Raw genomic sequence first — 21,463 nt, 5'->3', positions numbered from 1 at the left:
CTGAAATTAAGGCAGTTCATGCCCCTTTGCACTGACATATAAGGCATACCAATGTTCTCGAGTTAGCTGTAACCCCACTGCTTGCTGACATGCTGCAATACGTTGCAAGTCGGTTGTTCCAACCACTGGCTGAACTCGAGCCGGATGCTGCATTAACCAAGCAAGAATGATGGCCTCTTTACTGACACTGTATTCAGCGGCAAGCTGACAAACTAATGCGTAGGTTTGTTTAACCCGCATTGGCTCATCACTGAGATCTGCGCCGCTGTATCGTCCTTGGCATAAGCTTCCCCACGACTGCACTTGAATGTGTTGCTGTTGGCAATATTCCAATGTGCCAGGGGTAAAATTAATATCAGCCCCAAGCTGATTTCCGGCATAAACGGTTTCATCTATCCAATGCTGTTTGTGTAAACTCAGCTCTAACTGATTCACGACCAAAGGCGTATCTAAATGCTGTTGCAGCATACGCATTTGATGGTGCTGCATATTCGAGACACCTAAAAATCTCACTTTGCCTTCGTCACGAAGTCGATGATAGGTTTTGGCAACATCTTCTGCATCCATTAGCGGATCTGGTCGGTGTAATACCAGTACATCTAGGTAGTCAGTTTGCAGGTGTTTCAGACTTTGATTCACACTGTGGCCTATCCATTGTGCCGATAAATCATAGCGTTTAGGCCCCTTATCATCAGCAAATCGAATACCGCATTTAGTTTGAATCAACATATGCTCTCTTAGCTCAGGTCGAGACGATAAAACTTGACCAAATACTTGTTCCGCTTTACCAAAAGTATAAATATCCGCATGGTCAAAATAGTTTATCCCTTGGTCTAAAGCGGTATTCACCACATCATGAGCCTGCGCTAAGTCTTTTGCATTTATGCCATTATTATTCCACCCCCCTCCCAACCCCATACAGCCATACACTAAAGGGCTTGCGTGAGGTAAGTGCTGATTAAGAGGTAAAGTATTAGGGCTAACATTTGCCAAAGGTTTAACGACAGACTTCATGGTTTAATCACTGATGTTAAGTATTAAGATGATGCATATTCTCAACATTAAGCCCAACAGTGGAACCGTATTCTCCAAAATCATTATTTGATATAGCTACCAATAACAAAATACAATTCATTTTAAAGAACAAAAACTATCATCCGTATTTTATGAAGGACTAAGCTAATGAGCCGAGAGCACAAGAAATTTGAGCGACTATTTCTATTTAATGAAGTCGCAAAACAGCTCAGCTTTACAGAAGCAGCGGCGACTTTAGGCATATCCAGAGGCTATCTTTCGGAACAGATCCGCCAATTAGAAAAGGAATTTGGCAGACCTTTGCTGATCCGCAGTACGCGCAGTGTAAAGCTCACTCCCCAAGGTGAATTAATATTGGCGAAGATGGGACAGGTAAAACAATCGTTATTGGAGTTAGATAGGCAGATACGCCATGACAATGACAGTATTGCGGGTCGAATTCGTATTACAGCACCCAGCCAGTTTACCCAACGTTACCTATTGACTATTTGCCGTGATTTTCAAAAGCAAAACCCACTCATTGAGTTTTCGCTCGACAGTAGTTACACCACCTACGATTTAACCCAAAATGACTTTGATTTAGCCATTAGAGCAACCAAAACACCACCACAAAATATGGTGGCTAAAAAGTTATTTTCTTATCAGTATGTATGCTGCGCAGCGCCCGCTTATATTGAACAACACGGTGCTCCAAGTACAATTGAAGAGCTGACACAACATCTTTGCTTAACCGCTGAAGAGCAAAGCCTGTGGCATATAGGGCAAGAACCGATGATGGTGAAAAGTCATTTAAGCATTAATGATAATCACATGCTAAAAGCGTTAGCACTTGATGCCCAAGGGATCATTTTTGTGCCTGAGTATTTGGTTGATAGAGAACTTGAAGTTGGCAACTTAATGCCTTTACTCGTCAATGAGCCCACACAGGCCTCTTCTACTTACCTTGTTCATCCACAACTGATACATCAATCAGCAAGATTAGCGAGTTTTATTACCTTTACGTCAGACTGGATAAGTCGTCACCTGCCGCCATCACAGCGACAATAGTGGTTTAGCAGATTAACCTAACTCTGCAGCTTAATGAGCTAGGTTAACCCGAATAAAACCGCCAATACGGCTACGTGCGATTACTGAGTGCAATTACTGAGAATGATCGAGCGTAAAGTCTAATCTTACTTGCTGATGACGTTGGATCACGCCCTGACCTTTGACCGTTTTTGGTTTGTATTTCCAATTATTAATCGCCTGCAAAGCTGCACGGTTAAAGGTTCTTTTAGGTTCAGCCTCCAGCACTTGTGCATTGATAACCGCCCCACTGCTACTGATATCAAACATCACTATCACATAACCTTCTTTCCCGTCACGAGCAGCATCCATAGGATACTGAGGTGAGACTTGTACTACAGGCATTGCGTCCCCTTCATTAAAGCCCGGAGTAAACGTTTCTTGAATCGGCGTCGTCATTTCTGGCGAGATGTCATCAAAAGTATTATTCGTATCCGAGCTGGTTGTCGCAACCGTATCGCGTTTAACTAAGGGCGGTATTGATTTCTTTTCCAATCTAATTTTTTTTATCGGCTTTGACGGCTCTGCTGGCCTCTCAAAATAATCAATGATTGGGCTCGGTTGCACTTCTTCCACATAAACATCATCGCTTTTTATCAACTGGGCCATGAATACAAACAAGGCAAGCGTGATAGCCCCACCAACGAGTAAAATACTCACATGGCTCACTATGCGAGATGAGGTAATACAATGGAAAAAATTCACAGAGTTTGAGTAAAAAGCTGAACTATTTTGAAAAGCAGTTTGATCTGAGGTCATAGACATTCCTTGTGTAATGTAGAATTAATACAAACAATTAAGCTGCCTTTTAACCTGTAGTCGTCAATTAACGCACTTACCAAATATTTTGTTACATTTAGCCAAAACAACCAAAACCACACACAAAATAAAACAATTAATTAACAAAAAATAAACACAGAAAGCGCTTTCAAAATAACATTATTTTTCGCATTAATATTTAACACTTATCTCCCAAATGCTCGCCTGATTGTTTCAGTTTAGATTCATACCTAAGTATTAAGCTCAAGCTGGCTATATACGTAACAAGATTTGCTAACAATTATAAGATTGACTTTTTGGCTCAGTCTTAGAATATGGTGGCGATTATTAGATATGGATCCTATAGATAATTGCAGTAAAAAATTGTCGTTGTAAAAAGATCGCCCGAATAAAAATCAAAATAAAACCAATAAAAAACAAAAATGAACCCCATTTTTTGTAAGGAAGCAGACCACAATGAAAAAAACGCTAATTGCAATTGCACTAGCCTCAACCTTTTTGAGTGCTTGCGGCAGTTCAGATGTCAAAGTCAATGACACGAATAAGGCAGAAGCTACAGTAACAAAAGCCACCAACACCCACGCTGAGTTAGGTGATTTCGGGATTGATTTAACCGCCCGAAATGAAGCGGTAAAACCGGGTGACGACTTCTTTATGTATGCCAGCGGCACATGGTATGACAATTTTGAAATGCCCGCGGATAAAACTCGTTATGGCGCATTTACCGCTCTTGGTGAGCGCAGCGAGAAACAAGTTAAAGAAATCATTGATGATATCGCTAGTCGTAGTGATTTAAATGCTGAAGAGCAGTTAATTGCAGATTTTTATCAGTCTTACATGGACACTGATACCATCAATAAATTGGGTATCACCCCTATTCAAGGCACATTAGATACTATTACCGCAGTTAAAAACACTGATGACTTAACCAAGGTATTTGGTAACGCGTGGCTCACCGATGCTGAATCGCCAATTTCTGGCGGCATGTGGTTCAACCGTTTAGATCCAAACCAATATGAACTGTCTATTGGCGCTGGCGGTTTAGGTTTACCTGATCGCTCTTACTACCTAGAAGACAGCGAGCGTTTTGTAAAAATTCGCACCGCTTATGTGAGCCACATTGCTGAAATGCTAGCTTTTGCTGGCATTAAAGATGGCCAAGCTCGCGCAGAAGCTATTCTTGCGTTAGAAACTAAAATTGCTGAAGGTCAATGGCCACGTGAGAAACGCCGTAACCGTGACTTAACCTTAAATCAGGTTAAACGTGCAGACTTAAATAATGAGTACCCTAACTTCAACTGGGACTTATTCTTTGAGCAATCAGGTTACCAAATCCCACAACTTAACGTGTCTCAGCCTGAGCCGATCAAAGCGATGATTGAGCTAATCAATAACGAGCCGTTAAATGTATGGCAAGACTACCTGACCTTCCACACTGTCAGTAACAATGCAGGCTTACTATCTGAAGATATCTACAACGCAAGCTTTGCTTTTTATGGCAAAGAACTGAGCGGACAAGAAGAGCCTAAACCGCGCTGGAAACGTGCCGTAGCCGAAATGTCTGGCACCCAATCGTTAGGTTTTGCTATTGGTAAAGTGTATGTAGCGCGTTACTTCCCAGAGTCATCAAAACAGCAAATGGCTGAATTGGTTGAAAATCTTCGCACTGCGTTAGGTCAACGTATTGATGGTCTTGATTGGATGGGTGATGAAACTAAGGTAAACGCCCATGCTAAACTTGCCGCTTTCAAACCTAAGATTGGTTACCCAGATGTATGGCAAGAATTCGATGGCCTAACATTAACCAACAAAGACTTAATCGCTAATATCCAAAACTTACGCCAGTACTTCCATGCCGATAGCGTTGCTAAAGAATTGAAAAAGACTGACCGTAACCGTTGGGGCATGACGCCACAATTCGTCAACGCATACTACAATAGCTCATTTAACGAGATTGTGTTCCCAGCAGCCATTTTACAGCCTCCGTTTTTCGATCCAAATGCCGACCCAGCGGTGAACTATGGCGGCATTGGCGCTGTGATTGGTCATGAAATGGGACACGGCTTTGATGACCAAGGCTCTAAATCTGATGCTAACGGTATTCAACGTAACTGGTGGACCGACAGTGACCGAGCTGCATTTGAGGCGAAAGCCGATATGCTTGCAGATCAATACAGTCAATACGAGCCACTACCGGACAACTTCGTAAATGGCCGTAACAGCTTAGGCGAAAACATTGGTGATGTAGGTGGTTTAGCCATGGCCTATCATGCATACCAGTTAAGCTTAAATGGTAAAGAAGCACCGATTATTGATGGCCTGACGGGCGATCAACGTTTCTTCTTAGCATGGGCACAAGTGTGGAAAGAAAAACGCACCGAGCAAAGCATGTTAAGTCAGCTGCGTGCAGGTACTCACGCACCAGGCCGTTACCGCGCACTTGCGCCTCGTAACCATGATGCATGGTACAAAGCGTTTGACGTGAAACCAGGTGACAAGCTTTACTTACCAGAAGACCAGCGCGTTCGTATTTGGTAATCGGTCAATCACCCGATAAATAAAAAAGCCAGTCAATTGACTGGCTTTTTTATGAGTCGATGAAAGTGTACTTTTGCTACTTAGTTAAATCGACCACAACGCGGCCACGAACTTGACCAGCCATTAACGCTTCTGCCGTGCTTATCACTTCATCTAAGCCAATATCTGCTGAAATATCATCAAACATTTGTGGTTCAATAATCTCAGCTAAGCGTTGCCATGCCTCAAGTCTGTCTTCAAGAGGACGCATGACACTGTCGATACCCGCTAACGTCACACCACGTAAAATAAATGGCATGACAGAAGAAGGAAAGTCCATCCCTTGGGCCAAGCCACAAGCCGCTACAGTGCCGCCATATTTTGTACTGGCGCAGATATTGGCTAAGGTATGACTACCAACAGAATCAATCGCCCCAGCCCAGCGCTCTCTGGCTAATGGTCTACCAGGCTCCGATAAGGTGTTACGGTCAATCACTTCTGCAGCGCCAAGCTTTTCAAGATAAGCGGCTTGATCTGCTCGCCCTGTTGATGCCACAACCTGATAGCCAAGTTTGGCTAAAATGGCGATAGCAAAGCTGCCGACACCGCCATTAGCGCCTGTCACCAGAATTTCACCTTTTTCAGGAGTGACGCCATTTTTCTCCAGCGCAATCACACTCAACATTGCGGTATAACCTGCGGTGCCAATCGCCATAGCTTGCTTTGGTGTAAAGGCATTAGGCAATGGGATCAACCATTCACTTTTTAAACGCGCCCGCTCAGCAAGACCACCGCAATGCACTTCGCCAACACCAAAGCCATTGAGTAGCACGTAATCGCCAACTTTGAATTTATCAGTGTCGGACGCTTCAACAAGCCCCACTAAATCAATACCAGGCACCATAGGAAACTGCCTGACCACAGGACCTTTACCGGTAATTGCCAATGCATCTTTATAGTTTATCGTGCTATAAATCACTTTTACGCTTACATCGCCATCGGGTAAAACACTCTCATCAATTTCCTTAACTGCCGCGCGATATCCTTGGTCATCTTTTTCAATTAATAAGCCGTTAAACATGGTCACTCCTCAATATAGACCGCTCGTCTATAAATAGTTAAAAAATTTTATCGTGGTAATCCTGCGATAAAACATTCAAGGTAATTTTGCAGTGGCTGAGTGCTTTTAACTAACTTTGCGCGGCTTACCGCCCCTTCCCAGCCAACCCAAAAATGCTCAGCCAATAAAGCACAGTTAGCCGTTGGGGATAATTCGCCCTCAACTTTGGCAGCCTCTAGACAAGCCGTTAATCTTTGCTGCCAATCTAAAAATATATCAATCAATTGCTGTCTGTAGCTTTCAGGCAATAAATCCACTTCTTGGCCTAAATTACCAACCAAACAACCACGCTTAAATTGATAGCGCTCCATACCATCCATCGCACTATCAACAAAAAGGCCAATACGTTCAAGCGCTGAGTAAGCTTCGTTTAGCAAGCATTTATCAAGTTTGTAAGCAAAATACGTGGCGTAGTTTTCAATCACCGCCTGACCAAATGCTTCCTTACTCGCAAAGTAATAGTAAAACGAACCTTTGGGCACCCCGACCTTTTTAAGAATGTGATCGATTCCAGAAGAGGCAAAGCCATTCTCAGTCAGTTGCTCAAGACCACTGCGAATTAGTTCCGCCCGAGTATCTTGACTGTCTCTCGCCTGCTTGGGCGGCCTACCACGTCGTGGTTTAGTGATGTTTTCTACAATTGATTCTGTCATAAAATTATATTAGACCGATCGTCTATTAAAATGCAATGTTATTTCAGATCCTTTGCCTTTTTTGTTTAGTTGCTCTCACTATGATTCCTTGCGATATGCCATAAATCCTGCATCTGGCACCAAATGGTAACTCTTCAAGTTTTCATTGAGGAATAATAGCCACAAATTCACTATTTGAGGTTTTATAATGCAGCGCAGTAATGGTTTTACGCTAATTGAATTAGTGGTCGTGATTATTATTTTGGGTATTTTATCTGTGGTCGCAGCGCCAAAATTTATCGACCTTAAAGGTGATGCTCATAAGGCCACCGTTGAAGCCATGGCGGGTGCAATTGATAGTACCAACAGTCTGGTTTACTCAAAATCAGCGATTAATGGCGTTGAAAAAGAAGCATCGATTGATGCTGCAGCAATTGGCGATGAATACGCAGGTGCAACGCTCATATATGGCAGCATGCAGGCAGATGAAACAAGCTTAGCGATGTTTGTCGAAGGCATTGATGACCCAAGTGCATGGGAAATGGAAAAAACCAATGAAGTAAACATGAGAATTCATCCTGCTGACCACCCTACCATTGGTGATGGGGCTGGCAACTGCTTCGTACAATACAGCCACCAGTGGACTGATGCTCGTGGAGCAACTTATCCCGCTAAAACCACTTTATATACTGACGATTGTTAGCCCTCGATGAAAAAACGGCTAAAAGCCATTTGTAAATGTTATTAATACTGCTGTAAAACAAAGCAATAAACGATATATCATCAAGCTAACTTGGCACTCTTAGTAAAGTGCCATTAGCGATGAGCCTTAAGCGATGAGCCTTCAGCCATGAGTGGCATACCTAAGCCGATGAAATACCGTTAATAATGTCATTTAGCTCTAGCCGTAAACGTGCATTAGATACAAGCCGCCTATTGCTTATCGAGCATCGAGTGCACGCTCTTGTGCCGTTTGCGTATCTGAAAAATATCGAGTTAAGCGATCTGTAATCCTAGAACAAGTCCGCCAACAAACCCATGTTGATCTCAACGCTGTTGATAATTCAGATGGCATCTTAAAAGCGATTAGCGCATTAGAACACATCAAATTAAATGGCCTTAATAAACCGCTCCACACTATTTGATAACGCTGCACTGTTAGATAACGCGCTGCACTATGGTGACTCAGCCATCGCACCATTATGAAACAAAATGCACGCATTTACTGAACAGAACTTAATCATTCAACCTAAAGCTGCAGAAAAATCGCACCGATATCGATCATAGAACTTATTGTTATGATGGAATTTTTATCTAGTCGCACCATTTTAGCCCCTCCTGAATTTAACATTATCCCAACATAGGAATAATTCTTGCTTCACTAAGTGACTGAATTATAAATAAGAGAATAGCTTTGGGGAGCATAAATGGACAATATCAGTGACGCGATCGGGGTAATTGCACAAAGTGCGGATACCGTTTTTATCCTTCTTGGTGCAATTATGGTGCTAGCGATGCACGCAGGCTTTGCATTTTTAGAAGTGGGGACTGTCAGACATAAAAACCAAGTAAATGCATTAGTTAAGATTTTAACCGACTTTGCTTTTTCAGCTGTAGCCTATTTTGTCATTGGCTATCAAATCGCTTACGGCAGCCACTTTTTTGTCAGCGCAGAGACATTAGCAGCTAATAATGGCTATGACTTAGTGAAGTTCTTTTTCTTACTCACCTTTGCCGCCGCTATTCCCGCCATTGTTTCTGGCGGTATTGCTGAGCGTGGTAGCTTTCGCCCCTTCTTATTTGCCTCTGCATTGATTGTGGCGTTTGTATACCCACTGTTTGAGGGCATGATATGGAATGGTAACTATGGATTTCAAGCATGGTTAGGCAACACCTTTGGCGCAGAGTTTCATGACTTTGCAGGCTCTGTTGTAGTACATGGAATGGGCGGTTGGTTAGCATTAGTTGCTGTGTACATTTTAGGTGTTCGTGGTGGCCGTAAGCCAGGAGTCGCCTTTGCTCCATCTAACATTCCCTTTCTGGCATTAGGGTCGTGGATATTAATTGTCGGCTGGTTTGGTTTTAATGTCATGTCAGCACAAACCTTAGATGGCATAAGTGGCCTTGTGGCCCTAAACAGTTTAATGGCCATGGTGGGCGGCACGATTATCGCGTTAATTGTTGGTAAAAATGATCCAGGGTTTATCCATAATGGTCCACTAGCTGGGTTAGTTGCTGTTTGTGCGGGTTCTGATTTAATGCATCCAGTTGGCGCTTTTGTCGTCGGTGGTGTTGCCGGTGGCTTATTTGTTTTTGTATTCACAAAACTTCAACGCAGCACCACAATTGATGATGTATTAGGTGTGTGGCCTTTGCATGGATTATGCGGTGTTTGGGGTGGTATAGCAGCTGGAATATTTGGACAACAAAGCTTAGGTGGTCTTGGTGGTGTAAGCGTTATGTCGCAACTGGTTGGCACACTTGTGGGCGTTGGTTTTGCCATCGTAGGCGGCGTGATTGTTTACGGTATTGTTCATAAAATAGCTAGCTTACGTTTGAGCCAAGAAGATGAATATATAGGCGCTGATTTAGCCATTCACAAAATTGGCTCAACCAATGCTGACAAGTAACTCTGTCAGTTTTTATGGCTGTTTTTATGACTTTTTTTATGACTGTTTTATGAAAAAGGTTCTGCCCTGTTTTCAGCCCGATAAGTGACAGCATAAAATAGTGACGAAAACAAAAAAGCTCAAGCATTTGCTTGAGCTTTTTTAGTAATCCAATGCGATTATAAAACAGTTATCACATCAGCTTCAGGTAAACGAGCTTTAGGTTTACCGTGGTTATAATCTTCACCACCTTTATGGTAACCAATCGCTAATGCAAATTGACATACATAACCTGCTAATTCTTCTTTGAAAATCTCGCCAATTAAGTCAGGATCGACCCCTTCCATTGGCGTTGAGTCAATACCTAAACGCGCTAGAACGTGCAGTGTATTACCAATCGCAATGTATGTTTGCGCTTTAGTCCAGTTGCCGTTAAACCCACTTTCATCAGTATTTAAATCAGCAAAGGCATAAGCACCATTTAACATGTTGTCGTACATTTCTGCCGGTAAATGGCCTGATGCCACTTCTGCGTCAACCACTTTACGGTAGTCATCTTTGGTGTAATACGGGTTGTGAGCAAATAAAATAATGTGTGATGCTTCAGTCGCATGAGGCTGATTAAACTGATGCATGTTTGCAAAAGTATCGTGGAAACGTTGTTTGGCAGCATCCGTTTCAAGCACAATAAATTTCCAAGGCTGCGAATTAATCGAAGAAGCAGATAAACGCATCGCCTCTTTAAGTACTGACATATTTTCTGCAGAAATCCGTTTAGAAGCATCATATTTTTTAGCTGTATAGCGGCTGTTAAGATCTGTAATAATTTGATGAGACATAAAGTATTTCCTCAATAAGCAATGTCAAAAAATGAATCAAGAGACAAAAATGAATCAAGAGAATGTTATTGCCATCCCCATGAATAAAGTCGCTTAAAATCTTGTTGCAGTAATACTAGTTAAAAATGGCTAATTTCGACATAGCCACCAGCACCAAACATTATGGACTTATTAATCCATAATAATCGACGCTATCATTAGCGGATCCCATGACAAATATTGAGTCTTTACTCTATCAACATTAAGATAATGACATCACTCGAATCAGATAATCGCATTGAGCGATAAAGAAACCGCAATGGATGCATATACCACCACGAAAAATCAACACGCCCTTGTAGTAGAAGGCGGCGCAATGAGAGGGATCTTTGCCTCTGGCGTGTTAGACAGATTTATTGAACAACAATATCGTCCTTTCGACTTTTGTATCGGCGTGTCAGCTGGTTCAACAAATTTAGCCTCTTGGTTATCTCATCAAAAGCAGCGCAATTACCGTATCATTACCCATTATTCATGCCTGCCTGAATTTATTGATTTTGGTCGTTTTATTCGTGGTGGTCATTGGCTTGAGCTTGACTGGTTATGGGATATTTTGGCAAAAGAATGCTATTACGATATGGCAGCGTTTGTGCAGCAGCCGATCCCTTTATTTGTGGTCACAACCAACATCAATACAGGTGAAGCGGTTTATATAAAAAGCACTGAAGACAATCTCGAACAGATTTTAAAAGCATCCTGTTCAGTGCCTATCGCTTATCGAGACTTTCCTACTTATCAAGGTGCTCCTATGACAGATGGCGGCATTGCCGATTCAATACCTGTTATTAAAGCCTACGAAATGGGCGCCAAAGAGATCACAGTAGTATTATCTAGACCATTAGGTTATCGCAAAAAGGCGCCCAAAATACCTTGGCTAATCACTAAAACTCTCAAACGACACCCTAAACTTGCAGAAGCCATGGTGAACCGTGCAACCAATTATAACCAAGCCATCGACTTTATCATGCAGCCACCAGCAGACTGCAAAATCCATATTATCGCCCCGCCAGATGATTTTAACGTCGGTAGATTAACCACTGATAAAGCGGTTTTAGAGGCAGGATATCAAATGGGAATCACAGCTGCAGATACCTTGCTTGCGAAACCCTGTTTTAGTTAAAAAAAAGCCGGACAAGATGTCCGGCTAACAAGCTGCTTCCGTGCATTGATTACCAAAAGTGCTTTGACGCAAATTTGCTACACCTTGTGCCACAACACATGGACAGGTAAAGCTGTAATCAACGATTAGGGTTGGTAATGAAAAGTCGATTTATCTCGTATTTTTATGGTTAAACTGAGTATTGTTAATTGGCTTAAAACCCGTTTCTATTAAGGTAATTGCTTAGACCACACTTGCCCCTTCACTGCTTTGTCATAGCCGTAATTGTAAAGTGCTTGCATGTATTCAAAATCAAACATTGCCTTAGTTTCTACTGGTGCATCAAATTCGTTATCCACATAGGTGAAGCTCAAATCGATTTGTTGTAATTGGCTGTCATAAAGCATTTTGTATAAGTCACCTCTGCTTTGCAGCACTGTTAAACTTTTTAAACTTCGAGTCAGTAATGCCATGCCCTTATCTGGTATCACTTCATAAGGCATAGTTAACATGCCATTGCGGATAACATGAATATATGGCTGTTGAGTTAGCCCAAGTGCCTTTGATAGCTTTCCATAATCTGTTGTCACTGGCTCAAAGAACATTTGTGCAGATAAACCACCATCGACGTGCAATTCCTCATACGCTTCACCCTGATAGTCGACCTTGATAAACTGCGGTGGGAACACACCAGGGATCGATGCACTCGCCGCTAAAATTTGATGAATAAAACCAGCTTTATTGTCGATATTACTGTTAGCAATCGCACCAATATTCCATATTGATAAACGGCCAGAATCAAACTGTGTTGTGCCGATAAATAATCGACGTCCTGCATTATGTTGCTTAGCGATGTCAGCTATCATTTCTGGGGTGTACACGCTAGCAATGAACTCCAGCATATTGTCACCGTTGGTAAAAGCATCTTTAAAAAGCGTATTTAAAAAGTTACGTTTGCCCATGATTTCTTTGTCATTAATGCCTAGCATCACCTGCTTTAATCTAGGCACTTCATCGCCACCTAGAAACGCAAATGGTGCGATTAATGCCCCCGCACTAACGCCTGTCACTATTGTGTATTGTTCAAGTTGATCATGATCGTATAAGCCATTAACGACACCTGCACCAAACGCACCTTTAGCCCCGCCTCCTGATAACACTAAAATGTTTAACGCATCGCCCTGAACAGTTAACGGGGTGGATTTTGTTAAATCAGAATATAAAAAAGTGGATGGTTCCCCAGCCCAAAAGCGCAGCGGTTCAGCATTAGGTGATTTTGCTTCACCGCCAACGGTCGCTTGCTCATAACCCTGTTCAGGAACTCGAAGATCCAAAGTATGTGTGGTGCTACAGCCAGCGATAAGCATCAATAATAAAATGGCTGCTATCTGTTTAACGTGATTCATTGCTTCTCTCTATATGTTCTGTTTATTGCAACAAGCCTTCTCTTCTGTTGGTCCGCCGTTTGTGGCTACAACACAGAAAATAACGCTTAATGGGGTAAATCCACTTTGTCACACCTACACACCACTTATTATAAAAAGCTTTTAAATCAGTAACTTTATAGTGAAACACCTAAGGTTAGCAGGTTGATTTGACGCATTATAGAGACTGAAATGACCTAAGCAGAATCACATATGAAGGATCAAACCCTCATCCTGTATTGACCAAGTCTCTAGCGTTTCGTGTTACAGCCCCAATGACTCAATGGAAAATGCATCACTTCCCTAATTCCATTCTCAACGCCATTTCCTCAGCACTTAACTCCTAGCTGCAAACGGAATTCATTCCTTCTCTCAAGTAACCCATTCAACAGTTTGTGTTTCGTCATTTATCAATCAGTTTGTATAAAAAACAAACCGAGGGTTTCGTCCTACAAACGCGATTAACTAAATTTAATCTTTCTCCCTAGAATGCTCGCCAACACAGTTTCATCAATGCAAAAAGCGCTAGCGGCACAAAAAAAACTGCAGCCTTTTTAGCGAGGTTTGTATGAGATTCACGACTAACAAATGAACGGTTAGTTGACATCAATAACGATTGAATACACATAGTTTTGTGGTTCAGTAGGAGCAGCAACTAAATGAATTTTGCAAAAAACTGGATGACATCCGTCCCGAAACACATTTTATCAATTGGCTTTGGTGCATTAGCACTAAATATCCCATTGAAACTGAATGCCGAAGAGCTGAGCATTACAGAATCAGAACAACAGCAAGTTAACCTCTCAGGTAAGGCTATTTTTGCCAAATATGGTATTGCTGATGATTTACCAAAATTAGGCCTTAACTCGTTAGTTCAAGGCGAGCACTTAGTTGAGCATGTAAACCGAACTACCACTGTTGGTGACGAAGAGCGCACCTCTGAAGTCTTTCTTATTCAAAGTACCGATGAAAAGGGCAACATCGACCTTAGAATCAAATATGACCCTGCCAAACTTGATGAAAATGAAGACATCATCAATGAAATTGAAGCCAATACAAGGATTGAATATCGCTTACGTAATTATGCACAAAGCTATGATCCATCGTCGGTTACCGCTACAGAACTGGATAACGGCCAAGTAGAAATTGCGTTTAACTATTCAAAATATGGCTTGCCGCAAGACATCGCATACTTTCGTTTTATGCGAGTCAAAATCACGGTTGAGAATAACCAACCAATAAAAATGATCATCAAGAACAATCGTCCAATTACATATCAAGAGTTCCGTATTGATGACTACCAGCAAGTGGTGAACTTTACGACTCAGGCAGACGGTTCTGTCAAGATTAAAAATAAGCGTATTGAGGCAACGGGCGTCAATAAAAAAGACATACCAGTCAATGTCACTACGTTAACTGAGCCTGTGGCTTTTTACGACGATGTTTATGGCGAAAGTGTGATAAACGAAAAGCGACTATCACAAGTATCTAACCCTCGCTTCAACGAAGAAAGCGTTAAATTAGACCGAGTATTTCCATTAATGGGTGACATGGTACGTCGCCAAGGTATTGATGTTCCATTGCCATTTGGTATTTCGGTTGCCTACCGTAATCAAGATATGAATTTTGGTTTCAGTGATTTTGACATTATGGGAGCGAATTTAAATGACCTTTTCGACCCATTTAAATCGGTGGCACAAGTTAACGCTGAAAGCTTGAGTTTACGCGGTGATGTCAACATCTTGCCATTTTGGAACGTGTTTGGATATTTCGGAAAAATCAACGTTGATGCCAAAGTTGATGCTGAGTACACAGGCGAAATTGGCCTGCAGTTACAAGAAAAACTTAACAATAAATTACCTGGTTTAGGTAACGCTTTTTGTAATGAGTTATCGGCGTTATGTCAATCTGGCACTTTAAGCGTGCCACTACATCTCGAATACGACTTGATGGGGATTGGTACAACCTTATCTGTCGGTTACAAACAGTTTTTCGCATCTGTTACAGGTAGTTACTCAAAAACAAGAATGGTTGGCACTGGTAAATGGGGTGACGGCATCTTAACAGTACAACCTATGTTGGGCTACCAGTTAGCAGAATACCGAACCCAGTTTTTTATAGGTGCCGAATATCAAGGTCTAAAGCCGAATATGGAAGGGTCTATTGCAGGTGTTGAATTGGGCGGAGAAGAGTTTTTCTATAACGTCGGTGTCGACCTAGAAAAATGGGCTTACCTAGTCGGATTTAATAAGCAATTTGGTAAAAACTACAATTTAAGTGTGCTTTATAACAAAGGTGAAACTCGCAACTCAGTGACACTGAACTTTGGTTACCATTTCTAACGTGTTCACCGTTACTCGCTTTATTCATTGCCAGTAACTCGACGTTCGATTTTGTTGTGCTAATTGGGCTAATCGTTTAGCTAGCGTTAATCAAGCTAGCTAAACAATCACAGCTAAGTGCTCACAATAAAAAACGAACGAAAACTCAGAAACGAAAGCCACGTTACATCATGTGGACTTCATCCTACATAAGCGATTACGCATGTAGGGGTTGAGCAATTAATATACAACCACATTCATTGACAACGCAGCCAACAAACTTAAACAAAAAAGAGTAAGCCAGACAAGGCGAACAGCGGCTGCGTTAACAAGGGCAATGCCCAATACAGGATACGAAGATGACGTTATTTAATAAAACAATACTTGCGGTTTCAATCACGCTGACATTAGCTGCATGCGGGAGCAGTGACGATAACAACGAAACCACCCCGACGCCACCACCAGAATTATCACCATTACCGACAGAAAAAGTGACAATAGAAGTCGGTAATAGCAATGTAAAAGCATTAAAAGAATCTCACGTAGTGACATCACCAGACGGTGAAGAAACACTAGCCAGTATCGAAACGTTTAAAGGCATCACTTACGCAACAGCTGAGCGTTTTGATCACAGTGGCGTATTGGATATGAGCGAAGAAGTTGACGCTCAAGACTTCGGTTTTGCTTGTCCACAGCTTAAAACAACATCACAACCACAGTCAGAAGATTGCTTAAATTTGAACATCTGGCGTCCAGCGGATCTGTCAACGGATGTGGTACTACCGGTTTATGTATTTATCCATGGTGGTGATTTTGAATACGGCGCAGGCTCTGAACCTTTGATTCATGGTGATACTGTCGTTGCTCAAGGCGCAGCTGAAGGTAACCCTTTTATTGCGATTACCCTTAACTACCGCTTAGGGATGTTAGGCAGTCACTGGCTTAAAGATAATCAAGGCGGCAACTATGGCCTTGGCGATCAAAAGCGTGCATTAGAGTGGGTCAATAACAATATTGCTGACTTTGGCGGTGATATTGAAAACATCACCCTAATCGGTCAAGGCGCTGGTGCAATGTCGGTAGGCATTTTACAACAAGAAGCAACTGAAGAGCCTATGGCTGGCGAGTACTTTACTCGTGCAATTATGCAAAGTAACCCTGCAGGTTTTGACTACCGCAGTTACGATCAAGCCAGTGATTTCGCCACAAAAATCACTGATTATCAGGCCGAAATGGAAGATATAGATCAAGTGGACTTAAAAGCTCTTCCTCTTGACCAGTTGATGCAAGTACAAGCTAAAGCGTCATCAGCACTATCGCGTATCGGTGATTGGACAGGTTTGTCATGTGTAGATTTAGATAACTTAGTCGGTAGCGGATTATGCTTGACCAGTAAATTGTCAGGTGAAATTACGCCTATGGCAAATTTAATGCCTTTTGCGCCCTATATTGAATACAAAAAGCCACTTTTGGGTACGACGATTAAGGGATATCACTTAACGACTCAGCCATCATTGGATCATTTTACCGTACCAACTGTTATTGGTAACAATACTGATGAAGCAAATACCATGGGTATGCTGCCAAGTTTAACATTCTTAATTCCAACGATTATCAATTTAATCAGTGAATTAGAGCCTGAACTCATTGAGCAAGGTGACATTAATCAGAATATGCTGACTTGGCTTGCTGATGAGAAAAACATGGCGTTAGTTGAGCAAGAGATTGCCCAATTAACCGCTGATGACATTAAAGCGCAAGTGGAGTTAGGTGATATTTTACCGAGCACAGCTTACGAAGCCATTGTTAAATTTCACTTTGGCCTTGGCAACGGTGATACCACCAATGCGTTACTCGATTTAACCGACTTTTATCCAAACAATGAAGGTGAGTTATCGGGCGCAATAGCTAACATGACGCAATTTAGAATGATGTTAAATGACATGCTGTTTGCAGGCCCTTCACGTAAACAAGCACGTGAGACTCAAGAAAATAACGTAGACGCCACTTTTTACCAGTTTGGTTACCATGCAAGTTTCAACGTATGGACTTATAACACTGAAGGTGAAGATGGCACTGTCGACATTGGTGATGTGATTAAAACTATCAGCTGTATCAGTGGTGCATGTAATGGTTCAGAACTGCCATTTGTATTTAACAAACCACTAAAACTCGATGGTTCTGCGGCATCAGTTAGCAGTAAAGACCAAGCGTTAATGGATAAAATGTCTCGTCTTTGGTTTAGCGACGCACTATTCGAAAATTACCAATACAACAATGATAGCGTCTTGATCATTGATGAAGATGGTATCGATACTTTCAAATCAGACTGGGATAGCCAGCAACCAGGTCAAGATCCTGAATTAAGACAAGGTCGCCTTCAAGGGCTTGAAGATTTAGATCTCATTCTAGGTTATCTGTAAATATCCCTTTATCACCGCAGGTAAGCAAGATTCTTATTAGGCCAGTTCGCTGGCCTTTTTTACGACTTTAATAGTTAACTGTAACGGATATCTTATGTTTTTCTCCCCGTTTTATAAAGCATTCACACTTTGGTCATTAGCGTGTTGCGTACTGCTCATAACGGGTTGCGCAACCCCAAACCCTAGCGTACCTGAAGATTTTGAAGCTCACTTTGTTAAACGTAATTACCAAGCACAGGCTTACTTAATTCCAGCGGCAAATGAAGCCTTTGCCCGTCGAATTGATTTAGTCAGAAAAGCACAATCAAGCATCGATATGACCTATTTTTCGTGGAATGGCGATACCTTAGGCCTCACCTTATTGAATGAGCTCAAACTCGCAGCTGACCGTGGCGTGAAGGTCAGGCTAACCTTAGATGACTTACTGGTTTTTAATGAAAAATGGCTGGCGGATGTCGACAAGCACCCTAATGTCCAAATCAAAATTTTCAACCCATTTAACTCGCGAAAAATGGGCTGGGTTGGCCGTGCTTTTGATTTCCAAATCCATCAAGAAGTGCTAGATAATCGTTTGCATGAAAAGTATTTTAACGTCGATCATCAGCAAATGATCCTCGGCGGTAGAAACATTGGCGACGAGTATTTTGGTTACAGTAAAGAGGCTAACTTTTTCGACTTAGATGTGCTGTTCACTGGCGATATTATTGCGCCATTTGCAACCAATTATGAACAGCAATGGCAAAGTGACTTTGTTGTCCCTGTGAGTGAATTAATTAAGGTGAATACGGATATTAGCGACACACGCCACTTTTCTAAAGCCTTAGCTAAAGCCCAAAAAAAGCACCCAAAAATAACACAAGATATTGAATTAACAATCAATAATATGACAAATCCAGCGTTTATTGATGTGACAGTGTCACCTGTTTTCGATTCACTGCAAAAAATGCATGACCGTTTACCTTACTTCAGAACACGAGCTGAAATGACGGTCAGTGAAGAGTTACAACAAGCCAAGGATGTCGTTATTTCAACCCCTTACATTGTGCCGACAGATAACGAATTTACGGTCATTGCAAACCTGACAGCCCAAGCATCAAAAGTCACGTTAGTGACCAACTCGTCAGCGTCAAATGATTCGCTATTTATCCCGGCATATTATGAAAAGCACCGTCAAACCTTATTGGATATGGGAGTCGATATTTATGAATATAAAGACACGGCCAAAAATGACGATCATTTTTACCATGGTGATACTTACTACCATAACAAGACCATTATTCTAGATAATCATGTCTCTTATGTGGGGTCATCAAACTTTGATCCACGCTCAGATTTCTTAAACATAGAGTTTGGCTTGTTCGTTCACAGCACTGAGTTTGCCGAGCATCTACACCAGTATCTTTTACAACAAAAAGCCACGCTTTTTTGGCATGTAACCCAACAAGAAAACGGGGATATCCAGTGGCGAAGTCAAGATAAGGTACTCAATAGCAATCCTAATTATGGAAGCTGGCATAAATTACCAGACTGGCTGTTTAGAAAAATGGATGGTGAGTCAGAGTTATAACGTGATACTGCAATGCATCTTTACCGCTCACGATTTTAGGGCATAACATTTCCATGTTATGCCCTATTTTTATCTGCCCTAAAAAAGCAACAACGTTTTAAAACTAACGCAGCCCATTACACTCTTCAGCCATTACTATCTTCAGTCATTGCATCATCAGCCATTTTTATTGAAAACAGCGTAAATCAAACAGCAACATAACTTGAGTTCAGTTATGCTAATAATATCCAGTCTTCAGTTATATTAATAATTTAGAGCTTGATGCAACCAACCTCGGAGCGGTGAATGAATTTTAGTCTAGAGCAGCTACAAGCTTTCGTGATTGTTTATGAGGAACAATCCATCAGTAAAGCCGCAATCAAACTCAATAAACACCGCACGACTGTTGGACAAGTGATCAGCAATTTAGAAGACCAAGTAGCAGTGACCTTGTTTGAACGAGGCGCTCGAAATGTCACCCCAACACACGAAGGCAGTTTACTGTACCATTACGCTAAGCAAGCCTTAGAACAAGTCAAAACTTTCGATAAAGTCGCGCTTAGTCTTTCCTACGGCGAACTTGATTCAATTACAATCGCTTATAACAGCTTTATTCCACACACAGCCTTGTCATTGATTAGAGCGCAGCTCACCTCTGACTTTCCTAATATGCGGGTGCGTCTATTAGTGCGGACTCAGCAAGAGATCCGAGCGGGAATTGAAGATGAGTCTATTCATTTTGGTATTGTGAATATCACGAATGCCAGCGCCATGAGTAATTTAGATTATGTCTTACTCGGCCAAATGCCTTTTGCTCCGTATGTTAATCGCAATAGTGATATCGCCAAGCTCGATAGCAATGAAGTGTTTACCGCGCTGCAATCATCAAGACAAATTATTCTAAAATCTTTTTTAGATGAAAATATGGCAAAAAAAATCACCTTGTCACCCCATTATGATGTTGTGGATCAATTGTCGCTCGCCATCAAATTAGTCAACGATAATTTAGGCTGGACCTTACTCCCAAAACATCAAGACCATGCCAACGCCACCAATGAGCTACTGCAAATACAATGTCCGCAAATTAGCGATGACTATTACGTCCCACTGGCTTTGTGGAGTTTAAAAACAAAGCCCATCATTGAAGTGAAAAAGTCGATAAAAGCGGCGTTTGATCGATACATATCGTTAGGCCAGCAGGTTCAATAGCAATCCTTTACTGAAAACATGCTCGTCATAAAAAACACGCAATAAAAAAGCGACTCAACGTCGCTTTTTTACATCAGTTACATGGCGTTCAACACGGTAATCTACACGGAAAAACCGCACATACATCGTGAGCAGCTGCCGTGGTAAAAGCATCATTGTTAATCATATCCAATGACATCACGACCTTAGGTACGGCTGTACTTTCTAAGTCAAACACATGAAAGTATTGTAAACGACTGTCGCTATACTCACCTTCATTGTTCATCGTCCCTTCAAGCGTCAGCGTTCCTTCTTGGGTGGGACTGACACTAAACGAACTTGCAATAGACACCTTCAAGTCCCCTTTATTGCTCATCGCGGCGTAGCCAGATGTCGTTGCTTTGGTTAAATCAGAAGGGGCATGTTCAGGTTTTTCTTCGGCAACGATTGCCGAGGAATAAGTGCCAGTAAACATTAGTGAGCTCAATAAAAGTGTTGCTAAGGTCGATCGTTTCATTAGTGCCATCTTCGGTATTGGTGTAAACCGAGATAGTCAAATCACTTCTTAATCCAGATAATCGACAAGCGATGACAATTTCATCACCACAGGTTTCAATGCAGATAAAACATGCACCCAAAAACCCGCCACTTGGGAATAAAGCCTTTCTATTACACAAAAAGGTACACAAAAGGGGGCAGTTCCCCCCTCCAAGATGATGATTAAATCCTCCCTAAGAGATATCACTTTTTTGCAGTTAGCCAGTAAATTACTCGTCATTCAACAGGCAAACACGCTGCCTGAATACGATGGATTTAATGTTCATCT

General features: G+C 41.8%; 16 protein-coding genes. 9 read left to right on the top strand and 7 right to left on the bottom strand.

Going from position 1 to position 21,463, the window contains the following annotated elements:
- Window positions 1-6: 6 nt before the first annotated feature.
- The gene (locus tag A9267_RS16450; RefSeq protein ID WP_065109952.1) at window positions 7-1,014 is read right to left on the bottom strand and encodes an aldo/keto reductase; all 1,008 of its coding nucleotides are present in this window, start codon (window positions 1,012-1,014) and stop codon (window positions 7-9) included.
- A gap of 168 nt (window positions 1,015-1,182) precedes the next feature.
- On the opposite strand from A9267_RS16450, the gene A9267_RS16445 reads away from it, so the two are divergent.
- Entirely contained in the window at window positions 1,183-2,082 is a 900-nt protein-coding gene (locus tag A9267_RS16445) for a LysR family transcriptional regulator (protein ID WP_065109951.1), read from the top strand.
- A gap of 93 nt (window positions 2,083-2,175) precedes the next feature.
- Here A9267_RS16445 and A9267_RS16440 read toward each other — a convergent pair whose 3' ends face one another.
- The gene (locus A9267_RS16440; RefSeq protein ID WP_197495554.1) at window positions 2,176-2,859 is read right to left on the bottom strand and encodes an energy transducer TonB; all 684 of its coding nucleotides are present in this window, start codon (window positions 2,857-2,859) and stop codon (window positions 2,176-2,178) included.
- A 477-nt stretch (window positions 2,860-3,336) separates the two neighbouring features.
- On the opposite strand from A9267_RS16440, the gene A9267_RS16435 reads away from it, so the two are divergent.
- On the top strand, window positions 3,337-5,418 hold the full coding sequence (locus A9267_RS16435; protein WP_065109950.1) for a M13 family metallopeptidase: 2,082 nt from the start codon (window positions 3,337-3,339) through the stop codon (window positions 5,416-5,418).
- A gap of 76 nt (window positions 5,419-5,494) precedes the next feature.
- On the opposite strand, the gene acuI is transcribed toward A9267_RS16435, so the two are convergent.
- Together acuI and acuR are read right to left on the bottom strand one after the other, a co-directional pair.
- A complete protein-coding gene (gene acuI / locus A9267_RS16430; protein ID WP_065109949.1) occupies window positions 5,495-6,478 on the bottom strand; it encodes an acrylyl-CoA reductase (NADPH) in 984 nt (327 codons plus the stop codon).
- A gap of 47 nt (window positions 6,479-6,525) precedes the next feature.
- Window positions 6,526-7,170 carry an acrylate utilization transcriptional regulator AcuR gene (acuR, locus tag A9267_RS16425; RefSeq protein ID WP_065109948.1) on the bottom strand — a complete coding sequence of 215 codons (645 nt, stop codon included), beginning with the start codon at window positions 7,168-7,170 and terminating at the stop codon, window positions 6,526-6,528.
- A 187-nt stretch (window positions 7,171-7,357) separates the two neighbouring features.
- Between acuR and A9267_RS22185 the strand changes: the two genes are divergently transcribed.
- Both A9267_RS22185 and A9267_RS16415 read left to right on the top strand, forming a co-directional pair.
- Entirely contained in the window at window positions 7,358-7,852 is a 495-nt protein-coding gene (locus A9267_RS22185; protein ID WP_065109947.1) for a type II secretion system protein, read from the top strand.
- Window positions 7,853-8,576: 724 nt separating this feature from the next.
- Window positions 8,577-9,779: an ammonium transporter gene (locus tag A9267_RS16415; protein WP_065109946.1), complete on the top strand. Its 1,203-nt coding sequence runs from the start codon at window positions 8,577-8,579 to the stop codon at window positions 9,777-9,779.
- 158 nt (window positions 9,780-9,937) lie between these two features.
- Here A9267_RS16415 and A9267_RS16410 read toward each other — a convergent pair whose 3' ends face one another.
- Window positions 9,938-10,597 (bottom strand): nitroreductase family protein, encoded by a 660-nt coding sequence (locus A9267_RS16410; RefSeq protein ID WP_065109945.1) that lies wholly within the window; start codon window positions 10,595-10,597, stop codon window positions 9,938-9,940.
- A 298-nt stretch (window positions 10,598-10,895) separates the two neighbouring features.
- Between A9267_RS16410 and A9267_RS16405 the strand changes: the two genes are divergently transcribed.
- A complete protein-coding gene (locus A9267_RS16405; protein WP_065109944.1) occupies window positions 10,896-11,756 on the top strand; it encodes a patatin-like phospholipase family protein in 861 nt (286 codons plus the stop codon).
- 209 nt (window positions 11,757-11,965) lie between these two features.
- Here A9267_RS16405 and A9267_RS16400 read toward each other — a convergent pair whose 3' ends face one another.
- A complete protein-coding gene (locus A9267_RS16400; protein WP_065109943.1) occupies window positions 11,966-13,141 on the bottom strand; it encodes a patatin-like phospholipase family protein in 1,176 nt (391 codons plus the stop codon).
- Between the two features lie 677 nt (window positions 13,142-13,818).
- Here A9267_RS16400 and A9267_RS16395 point away from each other — a divergent pair.
- The 4 genes from A9267_RS16395 (at window position 13,819) to A9267_RS16380 (ending at window position 20,658) form a co-directional block, all read left to right on the top strand.
- Entirely contained in the window at window positions 13,819-15,501 is a 1,683-nt protein-coding gene (locus A9267_RS16395; RefSeq protein ID WP_065109942.1) for a hypothetical protein, read from the top strand.
- A 338-nt stretch (window positions 15,502-15,839) separates the two neighbouring features.
- Window positions 15,840-17,903, top strand: a complete 2,064-nt coding sequence (locus A9267_RS16390; protein ID WP_065109941.1) for a carboxylesterase family protein — start codon at window positions 15,840-15,842, stop codon at window positions 17,901-17,903.
- Between the two features lie 94 nt (window positions 17,904-17,997).
- Entirely contained in the window at window positions 17,998-19,470 is a 1,473-nt protein-coding gene (locus A9267_RS16385; RefSeq protein WP_065109940.1) for a phospholipase D family protein, read from the top strand.
- Between the two features lie 285 nt (window positions 19,471-19,755).
- Window positions 19,756-20,658: a LysR family transcriptional regulator gene (locus A9267_RS16380; protein WP_065109939.1), complete on the top strand. Its 903-nt coding sequence runs from the start codon at window positions 19,756-19,758 to the stop codon at window positions 20,656-20,658.
- A gap of 88 nt (window positions 20,659-20,746) precedes the next feature.
- Here A9267_RS16380 and A9267_RS16375 read toward each other — a convergent pair whose 3' ends face one another.
- The gene (locus tag A9267_RS16375) at window positions 20,747-21,154 is read right to left on the bottom strand and encodes a hypothetical protein (protein WP_065109938.1); all 408 of its coding nucleotides are present in this window, start codon (window positions 21,152-21,154) and stop codon (window positions 20,747-20,749) included.
- Window positions 21,155-21,463 lie beyond the last annotated feature (309 nt).

The organism is Shewanella sp. UCD-FRSSP16_17 (assembly GCF_001675935.1).
GTDB lineage: Bacteria > Pseudomonadota > Gammaproteobacteria > Enterobacterales > Shewanellaceae > Shewanella > Shewanella japonica.
Note: the sequence above shows the minus strand (reverse complement) of the source record. Positions and strands in the feature narration are given on the sequence as shown.

Excerpts from the sequence above, each read along its gene's own strand:
- A9267_RS16450 (WP_065109952.1), bottom strand. The coding sequence starts at position 1,014 with ATGAAGTCTGTCGTTAAACCTTTGGCAAATGTTAGCCCTAATACTTTA.
- A9267_RS16405 (WP_065109944.1), top strand. The coding sequence starts at position 10,896 with ATGGATGCATATACCACCACGAAAAATCAACACGCCCTTGTAGTAGAA.
- A9267_RS16445 (WP_065109951.1), top strand. The coding sequence starts at position 1,183 with ATGAGCCGAGAGCACAAGAAATTTGAGCGACTATTTCTATTTAATGAA.
- A9267_RS16415 (WP_065109946.1), top strand. The coding sequence starts at position 8,577 with ATGGACAATATCAGTGACGCGATCGGGGTAATTGCACAAAGTGCGGAT.
- A9267_RS22185 (WP_065109947.1), top strand. The coding sequence starts at position 7,358 with ATGCAGCGCAGTAATGGTTTTACGCTAATTGAATTAGTGGTCGTGATT.
- A9267_RS16440 (WP_197495554.1), bottom strand. The coding sequence starts at position 2,859 with ATGACCTCAGATCAAACTGCTTTTCAAAATAGTTCAGCTTTTTACTCA.
- A9267_RS16375 (WP_065109938.1), bottom strand. The coding sequence starts at position 21,154 with ATGAAACGATCGACCTTAGCAACACTTTTATTGAGCTCACTAATGTTT.
- A9267_RS16395 (WP_065109942.1), top strand. The coding sequence starts at position 13,819 with ATGAATTTTGCAAAAAACTGGATGACATCCGTCCCGAAACACATTTTA.
- acuI (WP_065109949.1), bottom strand. The coding sequence starts at position 6,478 with ATGTTTAACGGCTTATTAATTGAAAAAGATGACCAAGGATATCGCGCG.
- A9267_RS16435 (WP_065109950.1), top strand. The coding sequence starts at position 3,337 with ATGAAAAAAACGCTAATTGCAATTGCACTAGCCTCAACCTTTTTGAGT.
- A9267_RS16390 (WP_065109941.1), top strand. The coding sequence starts at position 15,840 with ATGACGTTATTTAATAAAACAATACTTGCGGTTTCAATCACGCTGACA.
- A9267_RS16385 (WP_065109940.1), top strand. The coding sequence starts at position 17,998 with ATGTTTTTCTCCCCGTTTTATAAAGCATTCACACTTTGGTCATTAGCG.
- acuR (WP_065109948.1), bottom strand. The coding sequence starts at position 7,170 with ATGACAGAATCAATTGTAGAAAACATCACTAAACCACGACGTGGTAGG.
- A9267_RS16380 (WP_065109939.1), top strand. The coding sequence starts at position 19,756 with ATGAATTTTAGTCTAGAGCAGCTACAAGCTTTCGTGATTGTTTATGAG.
- A9267_RS16400 (WP_065109943.1), bottom strand. The coding sequence starts at position 13,141 with ATGAATCACGTTAAACAGATAGCAGCCATTTTATTATTGATGCTTATC.
- A9267_RS16410 (WP_065109945.1), bottom strand. The coding sequence starts at position 10,597 with ATGTCTCATCAAATTATTACAGATCTTAACAGCCGCTATACAGCTAAA.